This window comes from Agrococcus phoenicis, assembly GCF_047302415.1.
Classification (GTDB): Bacteria; Actinomycetota; Actinomycetes; order Actinomycetales; family Microbacteriaceae; genus Agrococcus.
Genome location: NZ_CP154854.1, coordinates 1432844 through 1451230 on the forward strand (window position 1 = coordinate 1432844; position 18387 = coordinate 1451230).

Annotated in this window: 11 protein-coding genes and 3 rRNA genes; 1 reads left to right on the forward strand and 13 read right to left on the reverse strand. The window is 68.0% G+C overall.

From position 1 onward, the window contains the following. Position 1 precedes the first annotated feature (1 nt). The 6 genes from AA0Z99_RS06925 to AA0Z99_RS06950 are packed head-to-tail and all read right to left on the reverse strand — an operon-like array spanning position 2 to position 6307. The gene (locus AA0Z99_RS06925) at positions 2–1708 is read right to left on the reverse strand and encodes a CTP synthase (RefSeq protein ID WP_413320801.1); all 1707 of its coding nucleotides are present in this window, start codon (positions 1706–1708) and stop codon (positions 2–4) included. 50 nt (positions 1709–1758) lie between these two features. Continuing rightward, positions 1759–3468: a DNA repair protein RecN gene (gene recN / locus AA0Z99_RS06930; RefSeq protein WP_413316250.1), complete on the reverse strand. Its 1710-nt coding sequence runs from the start codon at positions 3466–3468 to the stop codon at positions 1759–1761. After that, positions 3465–4367, reverse strand: a complete 903-nt coding sequence (locus tag AA0Z99_RS06935) for an NAD kinase (RefSeq protein WP_413316252.1) — start codon at positions 4365–4367, stop codon at positions 3465–3467. Before AA0Z99_RS06935 ends, recN begins: the two co-directional genes overlap by 4 nt. Further along, positions 4364–5176, reverse strand: coding sequence for a TlyA family RNA methyltransferase (locus tag AA0Z99_RS06940; protein WP_413316254.1), 813 nt, complete (start codon positions 5174–5176; stop codon positions 4364–4366). The genes AA0Z99_RS06935 and AA0Z99_RS06940 overlap by 4 nt, the downstream gene beginning before the upstream one ends. Next, positions 5169–5315, reverse strand: coding sequence for a hypothetical protein (locus AA0Z99_RS06945; RefSeq protein WP_413316256.1), 147 nt, complete (start codon positions 5313–5315; stop codon positions 5169–5171). The genes AA0Z99_RS06940 and AA0Z99_RS06945 overlap by 8 nt, the downstream gene beginning before the upstream one ends. Further along, a complete protein-coding gene (locus AA0Z99_RS06950; RefSeq protein ID WP_413316258.1) occupies positions 5312–6307 on the reverse strand; it encodes a reductase in 996 nt (331 codons plus the stop codon). The genes AA0Z99_RS06945 and AA0Z99_RS06950 overlap by 4 nt, the downstream gene beginning before the upstream one ends. A 209-nt stretch (positions 6308–6516) precedes the next feature. Here AA0Z99_RS06950 and AA0Z99_RS06955 point away from each other — a divergent pair, with 209 nt between their 5' ends. Next, on the forward strand, positions 6517–7368 hold the full coding sequence (locus tag AA0Z99_RS06955) for a phosphotransferase (RefSeq protein WP_413316260.1): 852 nt from the start codon (positions 6517–6519) through the stop codon (positions 7366–7368). A gap of 39 nt (positions 7369–7407) precedes the next feature. On the opposite strand, the gene AA0Z99_RS06960 is transcribed toward AA0Z99_RS06955, so the two are convergent. From AA0Z99_RS06960 to tyrS, 7 genes are all read right to left on the reverse strand, one after another. Beyond that, positions 7408–8433, reverse strand: coding sequence for an HAD-IIA family hydrolase (locus AA0Z99_RS06960; protein ID WP_413316262.1), 1026 nt, complete (start codon positions 8431–8433; stop codon positions 7408–7410). Beyond that, complete coding sequence (locus AA0Z99_RS06965) at positions 8433–9785, reverse strand: hypothetical protein (protein ID WP_413316264.1); 1353 nt, start codon at positions 9783–9785, stop codon at positions 8433–8435. The genes AA0Z99_RS06960 and AA0Z99_RS06965 overlap by 1 nt, the downstream gene beginning before the upstream one ends. Continuing rightward, a complete protein-coding gene (locus AA0Z99_RS06970) occupies positions 9701–10936 on the reverse strand; it encodes a hypothetical protein (RefSeq protein WP_413316266.1) in 1236 nt (411 codons plus the stop codon). The genes AA0Z99_RS06965 and AA0Z99_RS06970 overlap by 85 nt, the downstream gene beginning before the upstream one ends. A 223-nt stretch (positions 10937–11159) precedes the next feature. After that, positions 11160–11276 (reverse strand): 5S ribosomal RNA (gene rrf / locus AA0Z99_RS06975). A gap of 110 nt (positions 11277–11386) precedes the next feature. Continuing rightward, positions 11387–14499, reverse strand: a 23S ribosomal RNA gene (locus AA0Z99_RS06980). A gap of 405 nt (positions 14500–14904) precedes the next feature. Continuing rightward, positions 14905–16427, reverse strand: a 16S ribosomal RNA gene (locus tag AA0Z99_RS06985). Together the 16S, 23S and 5S rRNA genes form the textbook arrangement of a ribosomal RNA operon. Before the next feature lie 645 nt (positions 16428–17072). Continuing rightward, the gene (tyrS, locus tag AA0Z99_RS06990) at positions 17073–18386 is read right to left on the reverse strand and encodes a tyrosine--tRNA ligase (protein ID WP_413316268.1); all 1314 of its coding nucleotides are present in this window, start codon (positions 18384–18386) and stop codon (positions 17073–17075) included. Position 18387: the final 1 nt, after the last annotated feature.

Genomic DNA, 18387 nt, shown 5'->3' on the forward strand with positions numbered 1-18387 from the left:
GCTACTCGCCCGACTCGTCGGTCTCGTCGAACAGGCGCGACGCGCCCTGGCGATCGAGCGCCGCCTCGACGAGGCCCCGGAAGAGCGGGTGCGCGCGGTTCGGGCGGCTGCGCAGCTCGGGATGCGCCTGCGTCGCGATGTAGAACGGGTGGTCCGGCATCTCGACGTACTCGACGAGCGCGCCGTCGGGCGAGGTGCCGGAGAAGGCCATGCCCGCCTCGGCGATCTGCTCGCGGTAGGCGTTGTTGACCTCGTAGCGGTGGCGGTGGCGCTCGTGCGAGACGTTCGCCCCGTAGAGCCGGGCGGCCAGCGAGCCCTCGGCGAGCGTCGCCTCGTAGAGGCCGAGGCGCATCGTGCCGCCCAGGTCGCCGCCCTGCAGGTGCTGCTTCTGCTCGGCCATCGTGGCGATGACGGGCGCCGGCGTGGCCTCGTCGAACTCGGTCGAGGATGCGCCCTCGATGCCGGCGAGGTTGCGGGCGGCCTCGATGACCATGCACTGCAGCCCCAGGCAGATGCCGAGCGTGGGGATCTCGTTCTCGCGCGTGAACTTCAGCGCGCCGAGCTTGCCCTCGATGCCGCGGATCCCGAAGCCGCCGGGTACGACGATGCCGTCGAGCTCCCCCAGCTGCGCCGCCGCGCCCTCCGGTGTCTCGCAGTCGTCCGAGCGCACCCAGCGCACCGTGACCTTCGTCTGGTTCGCGAAGCCGCCGGCCTTGACCGCCTCCGTCACCGACAGGTAGGCATCCGGCAGGTCGATGTACTTGCCGACCAGCCCGATCGTGACCTCGTGCTTGGGGGTGTGCACGGCGTCGAGCACCGGCTGCCAGCGCGACCAGTCGACCTCCCCCGCTTCGAGGCCCAGCTGGCCGATGATGTAGGAGTCGAGGCCCTGCTCGGTGAGCATCGTGGGGATGTCGTAGATCGAGGGCTTGTCGATCGCGTTGACGACCGCCTCCTCCTCCACGTCGCACATCAGGGCGATCTTCTTGCGGTTGGAGTCGGAGACCGGCCGATCGCTGCGCAGCACGAGTGCGTCGGGCTGGATGCCGATCGAGCGGAGCGTCGCGACCGAGTGCTGCGTCGGCTTCGTCTTCTGCTCGCCGGATGCGCCGAGGAACGGCACGAGCGAGACGTGCACGAAGAAGACGTTCTGGCGGCCGAGCTCGTGGCGGATCTGCCTGGCCGACTCGATGAAGGGCTGCGACTCGATGTCGCCGACCGTGCCGCCGATCTCGGTGATGATCACGTCGGGCTGCGGGTCCTGCTCGGACTGCAGGCGCATGCGGCGCTTGATCTCGTCCGAGATGTGCGGGATCACCTGCACGGTGTCCCCGAGGTACTCGCCGCGGCGCTCGCGCTCGATGACACGCGAGTAGATCTGACCGGTCGTGACGTTCGCCGCCTGCGACAGGTCGACGTCCAGGAACCGCTCGTAGTGCCCGATGTCGAGGTCGGTCTCGGCGCCATCGTCCGTGACGAACACCTCGCCGTGCTGGAACGGGTTCATCGTGCCGGGATCGACGTTGAGGTAGGGGTCGAGCTTCTGCATCACGACGTGCAGGCCGCGCGCGGTCAGCAGGTTGCCGAGCGACGCGGCGGTCAGGCCCTTGCCGAGCGAGGAGACGACACCGCCCGTCACGAAGATCTGCTTCGTCACCTTGGCTCGAGCGGACGCGGCTCGAGCGGAGGCTGCCGCCTCCGGGGTCACCGTGGGCTGCTGGTCGGCGTCTGGCGCAACGAGGTTCACGGGCTTCGAGCCTAACCCACCGGCCGCGCATCTTCGAGCAACTCGCGGGCGTGGGCGAGTGCGGTCTCGGATGCGGTGCCCGAGAGCATGCGCGCGAGCTCGGCCAGGCGGTCGTCCCCGTCGACCCGACTCACCTGCGATGCGGTGATGCGGCCGTCGGTGCCCTTCTCGACGCGCACGTGCTGCTCGGCGAATGCCGCCACCTGCGCCAGGTGCGTGACGACGATCACCTGGCAGTGCTCGGCGAGCCGAGCCAGGCGACGGCCGATCTCGATCGCCGCGGCACCCCCGACCCCGGCGTCGACCTCGTCGAAGACCATGGTCGGCACGCTGCCGTCCGCGAGCGGGCCCGCGGCGAGCGCCACCTCGATGGCGAGCATCACGCGGCTCAGCTCACCGCCGGAGGCGCCCTTCTGCACCGGGCGCGGCTCGGCACCGGGATGCGGCGCGAGCAGCATGGTCACGCGGTCGCGGCCGGTGGCGCCGAGCGCCTCCGCGTGCGCGACCTCGACGACCAGGCGCGCGTTGGGCATCGCGAGCGCGCGCAGCTCGGCGCCGACGGCCTCCTCGAGCTCGCGCGCCGCGGTCTGCCGCAGCGCGCTCAGCCGATCGGCGAGCGCCGTCGCGGCGTCGAGGTGGCGCTGCTCCTCGGCGGCGAGGCGGGCGAGCTCGTCGTCGTCGCCCTCGAGCTCCGCCAGCCGCAGCGCGCCCTCCGGGGCCTCCTCGAGCGCGGCGTCGAGCGCGCGCCCGAGCCGGCGCTCCAGCGCCGTCAGGTCGGCGCGCCGCTGCTGCACCTCGTCGAGGCTGCGCTCGGGTCGCTCGAGGTCGTCGAGCGCCTTCACGATGGATGCTGACGCCTCCTGCAGCAGCGCATCCGCCTGCACGAGCATCTCGAGCGCTTCCGTCAGCGACGCGTCGTCGACGGATGCGCGCTCCACGAGCCGCCGCGCCGTGCCCGCGAGCGCCACCGCGTCGGGGCCGTCGTCGTCGTTCGACAGCGCCGCGTGGGCCTCGACGAGCTCGGCGCGCAGCGACTCCGCGTGCTCGAGCCGGTTCGCGATCGCGGCGAGCTCGTCCTGCTCCCCGGGCTGCGGGTCGAGCGCTTCGAGCGCCTCCAGCTCGGCGCGGATCGATGCGGCCTCCGCCGCCCGCGCGTCGTGCTGCGCACGGATCGTGGCCGCCGCGTCGCGCGCCTGGCTCCACGCCGCGAACTCGTGGCGATAGTCCGCGAGCACCCCGTCGAGCGCCGCCCCGGCTGCGCGGTCGAGCGCGGTCGCCTGCGCGTCCGCGGAGCGCAGGCGCTGCTGGTCGGCCTGGCCGTGCACGGCGACCAGCCGATCGGCGAGCTCGCGCAGCACCCCCGCCGGCACCGCGGCGCCGCCGGCCTGCGCGCGCGACCGAGCGGCACCGTCCGCCCCTCGGGAGAGGCCGCGCCCGAGGATCAGCTCGCCGTCGTCGATGCTGCCGCCGGCGTCCTCCACCAGCTCCACCGCATCGGCGTCGTCGACGAGCCAGACGCCCTGCACGGCGGCGCGATCCTCGCCCGCCCTGATCGCGCCGGCGTCGGCGCGCTCACCGCGCAGCAGCGCGAGGGCCTGCACGACCATCGTCTTGCCGGCACCGGTCTCGCCGGTGATCGCCGTGAAGCCCGCGCCGAAGGGCACGCGCGCCTCGTCGATCACGCCGAGCGAGCGGATCGTGAGCTCGTCGAGTCGCGTCACGAGCGCTTCCGCCGGAAGCCTTCGACAGGCAGGTGGAACTTGGCGACCAAGCGGTCGGCGAACGGGGCTGCCGACAGGCGCGCCAAGCGCAGCGGACGCGCATCGCGCGTCGCGTCGACGCGCGCGCCCTGCGGCAGGTCGACCGCTCGCCTCGAGTCGCACCAGAGCACCGCGGCGCTCGTCGAGTCGTCGGCGATCGTGACCGACATCGTCGAGGTCGGCGCGACGACCAGCGGCCGCGTGAAGAGCGCGTGCGCGCCGAGCGGCACGAGCAGCAGGGCCTCCGCGGTCGGCCAGACGATAGGCCCGCCCGCCGAGAACGAGTAGGCGGTCGACCCGGTGGGGGTCGCGAGGATCACCGCGTCGGTCCCGAAGGATGAGATGGGCCGTCCGTCGATCTCGACGAGGGTGGAGATCATGCGCCCGGAGCCGGCCTTCTCGATCGCCGCCTCGTTGACGGCCCAGGTCTCGTGCACGAGCGCGTCGTCGACGAACACCTGCACGCGCAGCACCAGCCTGTGCTCGACCTCGTAGTCGCGACGCAGCGCGCGCTCGACCACCTCTGCGGTCTCGGCGACCTCGGCCTCCGCGAGGAACCCGACGTGCCCCATGTTGATGCCGAGCAGCGGTGCGTCGATGGCGCGCTGCAGCTCGGCCGCGCGCAGGATCGTGCCGTCGCCGCCGAGGGTCATGATCAGCTCGACGTCGGGGGCGTCGGCGGCGCCGTACGGCTCGACCGCGTCGAGGCCCTCGTGCGCGTCCAGCAGCACCGCGCGATCGGCGGCCAGCACGACGGGCGTCACCTGCGACGCGAGCAGCCGCCGGGCGATGGTCGCCGCCGTCGCGACCGCCTCGGATCGCCCGGGGTGGAACGCCAGCAGGAACCTGCGATCGCTCACCGCGCCTCCTTCGACAGCCTGACGGACTCCTCCAGCCATTCTGTCGGATTCGAGCCGCCGCCGGCCCGCAGGTGCGCGAGGTACTCGAGGTTGCCCCTGCCGCCGATGATCGGGCTCCCGATGAGCCCGGCGGTGCCGAGCCCCGCATCCCACGCCGCCCAGAGCACCTGCTCGATCGCCTGGGCGCGCAGCGTCGGATCCGTCACGATGCCCTCGCGCACGCCGGTGCGGCCTACCTCGAACTGCGGCTTGATGAGCACCACCCAGTCGGCGTCGGGCGCGGCCACGCCGACCAGCGGCTCGAAGACGAGCGCGAGCGAGATGAACGAGAGATCTGCGGTCACGATCGAGGGAGCCGGATCCAGCGAGCCCGGCGCGAGCTCGCGCACGTTCTGCCCCTCGACCAGGGTGACCGGATGCGCGTCGACGTCGAGCGCGAACTGGCCGTGCCCGACGTCCATCGCCGTCACGTGCGCGGCGCCGCGCGCCAGCAGCACCTGCGTGAAGCCGCCCGTCGACGCGCCCGCGTCGAGCGCGCTGCGACCGGTCGGGTTGATCCCGAAGGCATCGAGCGCGGCCAGCAGCTTGTGCGCGGCGCGCGAGACCCACCGGTCCGCGCCCTCGACGGCGACGACCGCAGCTGCACCGACCTTCGCGCTCGACCTCGTCGCGCCGCGCCCGTCGACCGTCACGAGGCCGGCGGCGATGTGCTGCTGCGCCTGCGTGCGGCTGCGCGCGAGGCCGCGCTCGACGAGCGCCTGGTCGAGGCGCAGCGGGTCGCTCGCGGGCTCGCCGAGCGCGTCAGCCACGGACCGCGCCGAGCTCGGCCTGGAGCCTGTCGTGGATGCGCGCGAGCTGCTCGGCGCGCGCCTCGAGCGGCTGCTGCTCGAGCAGGTCGAGCTCGTCCAGCAGCCCGTCGGTCGCCTCGAGCCCGTCTGCTGCAGTCATGTCAGCGAGGCTAGCGAATCGATGGCGGCGAGCTCGTCGGCGCGCGACAGCCTGTGCGGAATCGCGCGGTCGAGCCCGCGCGTGCGCTCGCTCTCGAGCGTGGCACGCAGCGTCTCCCGCAGCGGTCGGAGCGTGCCGCCCGAGGCGCGGTAGTGCGCGTTCGACCGCTGGCCGTGCGATGCGAGCGCGGCCGGCAGCGTCAGCGGCAGCGCTCGGGGCCCGACCCAGTGCCCGATGTCGAGGGTGGCGAGCTGCACGTCGCTCGCCGCGACGAGCTCGCCGCTGTGCCCTGCCACCTCGCGCGCGAGCGCGATCAGCTCATGCAGCCGGTGCTGCTCGCCGACGGCGTTCACGACGTCGCTGCGGCGCGGCGCCTGCTCGACCAGGAACGTCGTGAGGTCGCGCACGTCGATCGTCTGCGTGGGCTGGTCGCGGGCGGGCACGAGGACCGGCTCGTCACCGGCGAGCGCGAGGCGCGCGACCCAGTGCCCGAAGCGGCCGGTGTCGTCGTCGGGGCCGCCGATGAGCCCCGGGCGCACGACGGCGAGCCGCTCCCCGAGCCGCTCCCGGGCGACGCGCTCGATCCACGCCTTCGCCCCGCCGTACTCCTCGCCGGAGGCATCCTCCGGCACCAGCGCGTCGTGCTCGTCCGCGCCGACGGGCGCACCCTCGAGCCGCTGGGCGGAGACCGAGGAGACGAACGTCCAGTGACCGGCACGATCGGCGAGCGCGTCGAGCGCTCCCTGCGCGTGCTGCGGCAGGCGCGTCACGTCGACGATCTCATCCCAGTCGCCCGCGAGCGCCGCGTAGGCATCCGCCGCATCCCGATCGCCCACCGCGTGCCGCGCGCCCGCGGGCGGGGCTCCCTCGAGGCCGCGCGCCAGGCACGTCACCTCCGCTCCGCGATCCAGGTGCGCCTGCGCGATGCGCCGGCCGAGCCATCGGGTGCCGCCCAGCACGAGCACCCGCTGCGGAGCCTGCGTCGTCGCCATGTGCCCACTCCACCACGGCTGCGCGGCCGGCACGTGGCCGTTCGCCGCGGGCGCACGCCGAGGCAGCGGCGGGACCCGCGGCGCAGAGCGCAACCTCGCGGCGCAGAGCGCAACTCCGCGGCGCAGGGCGCAACTCCGCAGCGCAGAGCGGGCAGCGAAGCCGCCGCGCTCCGGGAGAGGCCGCCCATCGCGCCCGATAGCGTCGAGCCGTGCAGTCCGACCTCGCCGCGCCGCCGCCGGCCGGCACGCCCGTGCCCACGGCCATCGCGCGCCTCGCGGACCACCATCCGGTCGAGCTCGTGTGGCAGAACGAGGTCGGCGGCGTCACCGCGCGCATCGACCGACCCTCGGGCGCCGTCTTCGCGAAGTGGAACCCGGGAGGCACGACCGAATCGCTCGCCGACGAGGCCGAGCGGATGCGCTGGCTGGCCGACCTGGTCGCGTCACGCGCCGAGGCGGGTGCGGCGCCGCTGCTCGTGCCCACCGTGCTGGAGCTGCGCGCCGAGGCCGGCGGCGAGCTGCTGGTGACCGCAGCGCTCCCCGGCGACTCCGCGGCCTCCGTGCACGGCCGCCGCGACCCCGAGCGCGCGGCAGCGGCGATCGGCACCGGGCTCCGCCTGCTGCACGACCTGCCGGTGGCCGAGTGCCCGTTCCCCGCTCCCGACTGGACCGCCTCCGTCGCTCCCACCACCACCGCGATCACGACCATCAGCACAAGGGCATCCGGCACCGCGACGCCCGGCACCGCGATGCCCGGCAACCCGGCATCCGGCACCGCGACATCCGGTGCTGGCGCCGCGAGCGCTGCACGCGCGTCCGTCATCTGCCACGGGGATCCGTGCGCCCCGAACACCCTCGTGCGCGACGGCGCGTTCGTCGGCATCGTCGACCTCGGGCGGCTCGGCGTCGGCGATCCCTGGTCGGACCTCGCGATCGCCTCGTGGTCGCTCGAGTGGAACGGCCTCGCCGATGGCGAGCCCGCGTTCTGGTCGGCCTACGGCGTCGAGCCGGATGCGGAGCGCATCCGCGGCTGGCGATCGCGCTGGGGCGCCCCTGTGTGACCTGCGGGGCGCGTGTGGTGACGCGCCGGGCGGCAGCGCCTACAGCGCGAGCAGCTCGTCGGCGATGCGGAGCCCCAGCACGGGCCGATCCGCCGTCCACACCGCTGCGCACGCGGCGCGGATGGTGTCGACCTGCCGCTGCCCCGCGCGGACGAGCGTGATGTCGATGCCGCTGCGCCGCACGGCCGCCGTGCCGACCTCGAAGTAGGTGTCGCCCGTCGACGTCTCGAGCGTCTCCCGCAGCGGCGCGATCGGCTCGGTGAGCCCGCGCAGATCCTCGATCACGTGATCGGGGCGCATCGACTCGTCCGCACCGATGAGGTGCGCACCGCGATCGATGCCCGTCAGCACGACGATCGAGCGGATGCCTGCGCGGCGAGCACCCAGGATGTCCGTGTCCAGGCGGTCGCCGACCATCGCCGGCGCCTGCGCGGCGAAGCGCTCGGTCGCGACGTCGTACATGTGCCGCTCGGGCTTGCCCGCGAACTCGGCCAGCCTGCCAACTGCCGTGTGCACGGCGGAGACGAGCGTGCCGTTGCCGGGTGCGATGCCGCCGGCGACCGGGATCGTCCAGTCGCCGTTGGTCGCGACCCACGGGATGCCGGTGTGCAGCGCGAACGAAGCCTCGGCGAGCTGGGTCCATCCCACCGAGGGGTGGAATCCCTGCACGACGGCCTTCGGCTGCTCGGCCGCGGTGCGCACGACGCGCCAGCCACGCGCCTCGACCTCGACCACGATGCCCGCTCCGCCGACGACGAGCACGGGGTCGCCGGGCTGGAGGTGCGCGGCGAGCAGGCGCATGGCGGCCTGCGGGCTCGTCACCACGTCGTTTGGCTGCACGTCGAGCCCGAAGGAGGACAGGTGCTCGGCGACCTCCGCATCGGTGCGCGAGGCGTTGTTCGTCAGGTAGATCGACCGCACGCCAGCGCCGCGGATGCTGTCCACGGCGTGCGGGATGGCGTCCGGCCCCTTGTAGACGACGCCGTCGAGATCGAGGTAGAGGCAGTCCACCCCGTCGATCGGCGTCGGCTCGGGGGTCGCGACTGCCTTGCGGAACAGCGCCATCAGCGGCCGTCCTCGGTGCCAGAGGTGCTCGGCCGCGCCTCCCCCGTCGTGTCCTCGGCGCCGTCGTGCTCGGCCTCGGAGCCCGAACCGTCCGCGATCAGGTCGTCGCCGAACAGCGCGTCCCCGAAGAGCGCGTCATCGTGCGCGTCGTCCGCCGGAGCGGGGGCGTCGACAGCGGCAGGCTCCGCTGCCGCGGCGTCGCCGACCTCGACCACGGGATCGACCTCGGGCTCGATCGCCGACGCGGTGACCTGCGCGGTCTCCGGGGCGGGCTCCGGCGCGTCGGCGACCTCCGGCACATCCGCTGCGTCGACGAGTGCCTCGTCGTGCAGAGGCTCCACGGGCTCGGCCGCAGCATCAGGCACGTCCGCGCTCTGCAGGACCGCAGGGGCATCGGCCTCGGCGGCGGCATCGGCGGCATCGCCGGCATCGGTGCGCTGGAGGTCGGGCACTGCGGCAGCTTCCGCTCCCGCCTCGTCCGCATCCGCAGCCGTGCCGTCGGCAGCAGGCGTGCCCGCACTCGGCACGTCGTCGACCGCGATCATCGCCTGCGGCTCGTCCTCCGAGCCGGCCTCGCGCGTCGCCTCGACGGCATCCGCGTCCGCATCCGCATCGCTCAGCGCGACGCCCTCATCCTCCGGGGCGTCCTCGGTCTCGAGGCGCTCGGTGACGATGCCGACGGATTCGAGCTCGCCCGGCGCCATCGCGGCCTCCAGCGCATCGATCGCTCGGTCGGCGAGCGCGAACCACTCTGCCGCTTCCTCGTCGCGACCCAGCTCCTCGAGGACGCCCGCGAAGCTGGCGAAGAGCGCCGGGCTGTACTCGAACGCCTTGTCCTTGCGGAGCTCCGGGATCCGCAGCTCCTCGAGCGCGGCATCCTTCTGCCCCAGATCGAGCCGTGCGCCCGACTTCACGATCGCCAGCTCGACGCGCACGGCGGTGTCCAACGTGGATGCGTCGACGGACCGAGCGAGCTCGAGCGCCTTCTCCGGGCGTCCGAGGCCGCGCTCGCAGTCCGCCATCAGGGGGAGCTGGTCGTCGCGGCCGGTGATCCGGCGATAGGTGCGCAGCTCGCGCAGCGCGAGCGAGAAGTCGCCCAGCTGATACGCGGTGATGGCGAGCGTCTCGCGCACGACGCCAATGCGGCCCGCGCGTCGGGCTGCCGTGAGCGCGTGCTGGTGCGCCAGCGCGGGGTCGTCGTCGATGAGCTGGCCCGCGCGCGCCATGTGCTTCGCGACGTACTCGGCGTTGTCCTTGGTGAGCGTCTTCAGCTGCGCGCGCGCCCCGATGTCGAGGTCGTCTGCCTGGATGTCCTCCGGCAGCTCCGGTGCGATGAAGTCGTCGTCGCGCACCTGCTTGAAGCTCTCGCCGGAGCCATCGCCGCGGCGCTCGAAGTCGCGGCCAGGGCGTGCAGCATCACGCTGCGGTCCCTGGTTGCGCGCGCGCTGGTCGTCGCGACGCCCCTGATCGCCGCGGCCGAAGCCCTGACCGTCACGGGTGGGTCGACCGTCACGGTCGCCGAAGCGGCGGTCACCCGCGCGCTGCGGGCGCTGGTCGCGGTCGCCGAAGCGCCGGTCACCATCGCGCTGCGGGCGGCCCGTGCCACCGCGCTGCGGTCCGCGGTCGCCGAACGACCGGTCGCCATCGCGCTGCGGGCGCTGCTCGCGGTCACCGAAGCGCCGGTCACCATCGCGCTGCGGGCGGCCCGTGCCACCGCGCTGCGGTCCGCGGTCGCCGAACGACCGGTCGCCATCGCGCTGCGGGCGCTGCTCGCGGTCACCGAAGCGCCGGTCACCATCGCGCTGCGGGCGGCCCGTGCCACCGCGCTGCGGTCCGCGGTCGCCGAACGACCGGTCGCCATCGCGCTGCGGGCGCTGCTCGCGGTCACCGAAGCGCCGGTCACCATCGCGCTGCGGACGGCCCGTGCCACCGCGCTGCGGTCCGCGGTCGCCGAACGACCGGTCGCCATCGCGTCGCGGGCGCTGGTCGCGGTCGCCGAAGCGGCGTTCGCCATCGCGCTGCGGGCGCTGCTCGCGGTCGCCGAAGCGCCGGTCGCCGTCGCGCTGCGGACGGCCCGTGCCACCGCGCTGCGGTCCGCGGTCGCCGAAGCGACGGTCACCATCGCGCTGCGGGCGCTGGTCGCGGTCACCGACGCGACGCTCGCCATCGCGAGGCGGACGACGGTCGCCGTCACGCGGAGGACGACGGTCGGAGTCACGAGTCGGTCGTCGGTCGCCGTCGCGCGAAGGCTGCCGGTCGCCGTATGGGCGATCCCCGCGCTGGGGGCGCTGGTCCCGGTCGCCGAAGCGGCGCTCACCGTCCCGCTGCGGGCGACGACCGCCGTCCGCCGCAGGTCGCCGGTCACCGTCAGGGCGGTAGCCACGGTCACCGGGGCGCAGCTTCCGCTCCCCGGCACCGCCGCCTCGACCGTCGCTGTCGCGCTGCGGTCGGGCGTCGCGATCGCCGAAGCGACGATCGCCGTCTCGCGGCGGGCGACGGTCACCGTCGCGAGGGGGCTTCCGATCGCTGAAGCGGCGCTCGCCATCGCGCGCCAGCCCGCGACCGTCGTCGCGGCGGGGTCGCCCGGAGCCATCACCGTCGCGGCGACGGTCGCCTCCGCGGTCGGAGCGGAAATCTGCCTGGTCGTTCATGGCCCCATGCTCCCATCACGTAGCACAAACGGAAAAAGGGGCCCCAGACGAATCTGGGGCCCCTTTCCAAAAGAAGTCCGGCGGTGTCCTACTCTCCCACAGGGTCCCCCCTGCAGTACCATCGGCGCTGAGAGCCTTAGCTTCCGGGTTCGGAATGTGACCGGGCGTTTCCCTCTCGCTATGGCCGCCGAAACACTGTTGATGTTTCAGTCTGCACAGCTCTCCACTCTCGTGGAGGGCTGCAGTCCTCGACCGTACATCGAGAACCACAAAGTGGACGCGAGCAGCAAGCTCATATATATGTTATCAAGTCATCGGCTTATTAGTACCGGTCAGCTTCATGGGTCGTTAGTCCCCACTTCCACATCCGGCCTATCAACCCAGTAGTCTGGCTGGGAGCCTCTCGCCCGAAGGCACGGAAGTCTCATCTTGAGGCCGGCTTCCCGCTTAGATGCTTTCAGCGGTTATCCATCCCGAACGTAGCTAATCAGCGGTGCTCCTGGCGGAACAACTGACACACCAGAGGTTCGTCCAACCCGGTCCTCTCGTACTAGGGTCAGATCCTCTCAAACTTCCAACGCGCGCAGCGGATAGGGACCGAACTGTCTCACGACGTTCTAAACCCAGCTCGCGTGCCGCTTTAATGGGCGAACAGCCCAACCCTTGGGACCTACTCCAGCCCCAGGATGCGACGAGCCGACATCGAGGTGCCAAACCATGCCGTCGATATGGACTCTTGGGCAAGATCAGCCTGTTATCCCCGAGGTACCTTTTATCCGTTGAGCGACAGCGCTTCCACAAGCCACTGCCGGATCACTAGTCCCGACTTTCGTCCCTGCTCCAGTTGTCACTGTCACAGTCAAGCTCCCTTGTGCACTTACACTCGACACCTGATTGCCAACCAGGTTGAGGGAACCTTTGGGCGCCTCCGTTACTTTTTGGGAGGCAACCGCCCCAGTTAAACTACCCACCAGGCACTGTCCCTGAACCGGATTACGGTTCGAAGTTAGATATCCAGAGTGACCAGAGTGGTATTTCAACAATGACTCCACCCGAACTAGCGTCCGAGCTTCACAGTCTCCCACCTATCCTACACAAGCCACACCGAACACCAATACCAAGCTGTAGTAAAGGTCACGGGGTCTTTCCGTCCTGCTGCGCGTAACGAGCATCTTTACTCGTAGTGCAATTTCGCCGAGTTCGCGGTTGAGACAGCTGGGAAGTCGTTACGCCATTCGTGCAGGTCGGAACTTACCCGACAAGGAATTTCGCTACCTTAGGATGGTTATAGTTACCACCGCCGTTTACTGGGGCTTAAATTCTGAGCTTCGCTTGCGCTAACCCTTCCTCTTAACCTTCCAGCACCGGGCAGGCGTCAGTCCGTATACATCGACTTGCGTCTTCGCACGGACCTGTGTTTTTAGTAAACAGTCGCTTCCCACTGGTCTCTGCGGCCTTCAAACGCTTCCGGCAGCAAGTGCCGTCACGCCTCAGGCCCCCCTTCTCCCGAAGTTACGGGGGCATTTTGCCGAGTTCCTTAACCACGATTCTCTCGATCTCCTTAGTATTCTCTACCTGACCACCTGAGTTGGTTTGGGGTACGGGTGACTTGAACCTCGCGTCGATGCTTTTCTTGGCAGCATAGGATCACAGACTTCCCTCTAGGGTTCGGCAAAGCTCTCAGGCTATGTGTGGGACGGATTTGCCTATCCCACGCCCTACGGCTTACCCGGACTCAACCATCGGCCCGGTTCTGCTACCTTCCTGCGTCACACCTGTTAATACGCTAGCCGCCCCAGCATAGGGTCGAGTGCTAGGCCAAGGACGTCACCCCGAAGGGATCGGTCCAAGGATTCGGACTCTTAGCATCACTGGTTTGGCTTGGGCGGTTCTTCGCCAGCTCAGGAGTATCAACCTGATGTCCATCGACTACGCCTGTCGGCCTCGCCTTAGGTCCCGGCTTACCCAGGGAAGATTAGCTTGACCCTGGAACCCTTGGTCATTCGGAGGACTGGTTTCTCGCCAGTCTTTCGCTACTCATGCCTGCATTCTCACTCGTGTGGCGTCCACGGCTGGATTCCTCCGCCGCTTCACTCGCCACACGACGCTCTCCTACCAATCCGTACGCCTGGACAGCCGAAGCTGCCGAGCTGTTGTACGAATTCCACGACTTCGGTGGCGTGCTTGAGCCCCGTTACATTGTCGGCGCAAAATCACTTGACCAGTGAGCTATTACGCACTCTTTCAAGGGTGGCTGCTTCTAAGCCAACCTCCTGGTTGTCTCAGCAACTTCACATCCTTTTCCACTTAGCACGCGCTTAGGGACCTTAGTCGGTGGTCTGGGTTGTTTCCCTCTCGACGATGAAGCTTATCCCCCACCGTCTCACTGCTGCGCTCTCACTTACCGGCATTCGGAGTTTGGCTGACGTCAGTAACCTTTTGGGGCCCATCGGCCATCCAGTAGCTCTACCTCCGGCAAGAAACACGCAACGCTGCACCTAAATGCATTTCGGAGAGAACCAGCTATCACGAAGTTTGATTGGCCTTTCACCCCTATCCACAGCTCATCCCCTCAGTTTTCAACCTAAGTGGGTTCGGTCCTCCACGAGGTCTTACCCTCGCTTCAACCTGGCCATGGATAGATCACTTCGCTTCGGGTCTAGGACATGCGACTGAATCGCCCTATTCAGACTCGCTTTCGCTACGGCTACCCCACACGGGTTAACCTCGCCACATATCGCTAACTCGCAGGCTCATTCTTCAAAAGGCACGCTGTCACAGCTACCAGGGCTGCTCCAACGGTTTGTAAGCAAACGGTTTCAGGTACTATTTCACTCCCCTCCCGGGGTACTTTTCACCTTTCCCTCACGGTACTTGTCCGCTATCGGTCATCTGGGAGTATTTAGGCTTACCAGGTGGTCCTGGCAGATTCACACGGGATTTCTCGGGCCCCGTGCTACTTGGGATGAACCTCGCGCCATCGCGCGGTTTCGGCTACGGGATTGTCACCCTCTGTGATGGACCTTTCCAAGTCCTTCGCCTACCGCGGTCTGTCACGCTTGCTGATCGGCAGATCAGCGGAGATGTCCCACAACCCCGACCGTGCAACGCCTGCCGGCTATCACACACGATCGGTTTAGCCTCTTCCGCGTTCGCTCGCCACTACTGACGGAATCACTGTTGTTTTCTCTTCCTGTGGGTACTGAGATGTTTCACTTCCCCACGTTCCCTCTACCCGCCCTATATATTCAGGCGGGAGTCACTGGGTCAGCACGCTGCCCAGCGGGGTTTCCCCATTCGGAGATCCTCGGATCACAGCTCGTTTATCAGCTCCCCGAGGCTTATCGCAGATTACTACGTCCTTCATCGGCTCCAGATGCCAAGGCATCCACCGTTTGCTCTTAGAAACTTGACCACATACATGAGTATTTTGGTTAGGACACCACCGTCGAAACGATGGCGACCAATGATCTATAAAGATCATCAAGACTCGAGCCGAAGCCCGAATCTAAGATGCTCGCGTCCACTGTGTAGTTCTCAACTTACGGTCGGTACCGACGACGAACACGCCTACGCGCATCCACCGGCCGGTCCGAGGGCCCAACAACGCCAAAAGGCGCCGTCCGGTCCCTCAGGACCCAACAGCGTGCATGCACCCGAGCTCCCACGCCCTCCCCTTCCAGACTGCCGAAGCAGCCGTACTCAGGAGGACCCGATCACTCGAGCACCAATGTCAATGTTCCACCCATGAGCTGACCACCGGTCGACGTGTGCGACCGAAGTGGCTCTGCGCCGGCAGAACCGGCGAGATGCTCCTTAGAAAGGAGGTGATCCAGCCGCACCTTCCGGTACGGCTACCTTGTTACGACTTAGTCCTAATCACCGATCCCACCTTCGACGGCTCCCTCCAAAAGGTTAGGCCACCGGCTTCGGGTGTTACCGACTTTCATGACTTGACGGGCGGTGTGTACAAGGCCCGGGAACGTATTCACCGTAGCGTTGCTGATCTACGATTACTAGCGACTCCGACTTCATGAGGTCGAGTTGCAGACCTCAATCCGAACTGAGACCGGCTTTTTGGGATTCGCTCCACCTTACGGTATCGCAGCCCATTGTACCGGCCATTGTAGCATGCGTGAAGCCCAAGACATAAGGGGCATGATGATTTGACCTCATCCCCACCTTCCTCCGAGTTGACCCCGGCAGTATCCCATGAGTTCCCACCATAACGTGCTGGCAACATAGGACGAGGGTTGCGCTCGTTGCGGGACTTAACCCAACATCTCACGACACGAGCTGACGACAACCATGCACCACCTGTATACGAGTGTCCAAAGAGTTCACTGTCTCCAGTGCGTTCTCGCATATGTCAAGCCTTGGTAAGGTTCTTCGCGTTGCATCGAATTAATCCGCATGCTCCGCCGCTTGTGCGGGCCCCCGTCAATTCCTTTGAGTTTTAGCCTTGCGGCCGTACTCCCCAGGCGGGGAACTTAATGCGTTAGCTACGACACGGAGACCGTGGAATGGTCCCCACATCTAGTTCCCAACGTTTACGGCATGGACTACCAGGGTATCTAAGCCTGTTTGCTCCCCATGCTTTCGCTCCTCAGCGTCAGTTACGGCCCAGAGATCTGCCTTCGCCATCGGTGTTCCTCCTGATATCTGCGCATTCCACCGCTACACCAGGAATTCCAATCTCCCCTACCGCACTCTAGTCTGCCCGTACCCACTGCAAGCCCGAGGTTGAGCCTCGGGATTTCACAGCAGACGTGACAAACCGCCTACGAGCTCTTTACGCCCAATAATTCCGGACAACGCTTGCACCCTACGTATTACCGCGGCTGCTGGCACGTAGTTAGCCGGTGCTTTTTCTGCAGGTACCGTCACTCTCGCTTCTTCCCTGCTAAAAGAGGTTTACAACCCGAAGGCCGTCGTCCCTCACGCGGCGTTGCTGCATCAGGCTTGCGCCCATTGTGCAATATTCCCCACTGCTGCCTCCCGTAGGAGTCTGGGCCGTGTCTCAGTCCCAGTGTGGCCGGTCACCCTCTCAGGCCGGCTACCCGTCGTCGTCTTGGTGAGCCATTACCTCACCAACTAACTGATAGGCCGTGAGCTGATCCTTGACCGAAGTTCTTTCCACCCCCAGGAGATGCCTCCGAAGGTCGTATCCGGTATTAGACGCCGTTTCCAGCGCTTATTCCAGAGTCAAGGGCACATTGCTCACGTGTTACTCACCCGTTCGCCACTAATCCAGAGAAGCAAGCTCCTCCTTCATCGTTCGACTTGCATGTGTTAAGCACGCCGCCAGCGTTCGTCCTGAGCCAGGATCAAACTCTCCGTAAAGAAAAATGCATACCACCCGGGAAAAACCGAGCGGCAGCGAGTTCGAAACTGACAAAAAAGACTGTCTACTGACAATCTGTCTCATCCAAAGGAATCGTTCTGCCCGAAGGCAGGACGAGTAAATAATTTGGCATATGACATTGTGCACGCTGTTGAGTTCTCAAGGATCGGACGCTCCCGTGCTTCACCCCATCAGGGATCAGCGCCGAGGCAACTTCTCAATCATAACCACTTCCCAGACCATGTCAATTCGACACGCCGTGCGGAATCTGGCGCCGGCCATGCGCTCGATCTTCCCCCGCGGCGACCGGTATCGGTCGCGCAGCCAGGGACGACGGAGCAGCCGTCGTCAGCGCTGGTCAGCTGCTCTCGCTACCGACCTGCGCTCCGCACGTTCATCGTTGAAGTGGAGTTGTCACCGTACTCGCGTTCCGGCTCAGCACGCAAGTGCGTGGTGCCGATCGGCGAGGAGGTGGTCCCTCTTGATCCGCTGGCCTCTCGGCTCTGCGTCTTTGGGGTGACAGGTAGAAACATTACACGGACGCGGGCGCCGCTCCGCAAAGCGCGTGCATCCCGGGCGTGTCGCCGCGGGATCTCGCGGAAGACGCGAACGGGGGCCCGCAGGCCCCCGTCTCATCCGCGCGGTCAGATCGTGCCGCCGCCGACGCCGGCATCGATCCCCGCCAGGGTCTTCTTGCCTCGACGCAGCACGGCGTACCTGCCGTGCAGCAGCCTCCCCTCGAGGGTCGCCGCCGCATCGTCGACGCGCTCGTTGTTGACGTTGATGCCGCCTTGCGCGAAGGCGCGACGCCCCTCCGACAAGGTCGAGACAAGGCCGGTCTCCTGCAGCAGCTGCAGCACCGGGGCATCCGGGGTCGCCGTCGCCTGCTTGTCGAGCGAGCGCACCGCGGCCGCGAGCGTCGGCTCGTCGAGCGCCGCAAGATCCCCGGATCCGAAGAGGGCGCTCGACGCATCGATGGCGCGCTGCGTCTCCTCCGCTCCGTGGATGAAGGACGTCACCTGCACCGCGAGCTCCTTCTGCGCCTCGCGGCGGAAGGGCGCGTCGATCGTCGCCTGCGCGAGCTCCTCGATGCGGGCCGAGGGCAGGAACGTGAAGGTCTTCAGCAGCTGGACGACGATCGCGTCATCCTGGTTCAACCAGAACTGGTACATCGCGTAGGGCGTCGTGAGGTTCGCGTCGAGCCAGACGGCGTTGCCCTCGCTCTTGCCGAACTTCGTCCCGTCGGCATCCGTGATGAGCGGGGTGCCGATGGCATGCGCGTGCACCCCCTCGGCCTTGCGCAGCAGCTCGGTGCCCGAGACGAGGTTGCCCCACTGGTCGCTGCCGCCCGTCTGCAGGACGCAGCCGTAGCGCAGGTACAGCTCCCGGAAGTCGAGCCCCTGGAGCACCTGGTAGCTGAACTCGGCGTACGAGATGCCCTCGTCCGACTCCATGCGCGACGCCACCGCGTCCTTCCGCAGCATGGTGCCGACCCTGAAGTGCTTGCCGACCTCGCGCAAGAAGTCGACCGTCGACATGGGCGCCGTCCAGTCGAGGTTGTTGACGAGCCGCACCGCGTTCTCCCCCTCGTCCGAGAGGAAGCGCAGCACCTGGGCCTGCAGATAGGTCACCCACTCGGCGACGGTCTCGCGCTCGTTCAGCTGCCGCTCGCTCGTCGGCTTCGGGTCGCCGATCAGGCCGGTCGAGCCGCCCACGAGCGCGAGCGGCTTGTGGCCGGCGAGCTGCAGCCGGCGCATGACGATGAGCTGCACCAGGTTGCCCAGGTGCAGGCTCGGCGCCGTCGGGTCGAAGCCGCAGTAGTAGGTGATCGGCTCGCCGCCGAGCAGCTCCTCGAGCGCCTCGGCATCGGTCGAGACGTGCACGCTGCCGCGATACTGCAGCTCGTCCCAGACGTTGTCGAATGCCGGGTCGAGCTGGATGGGTGCGGGTGCGATCACG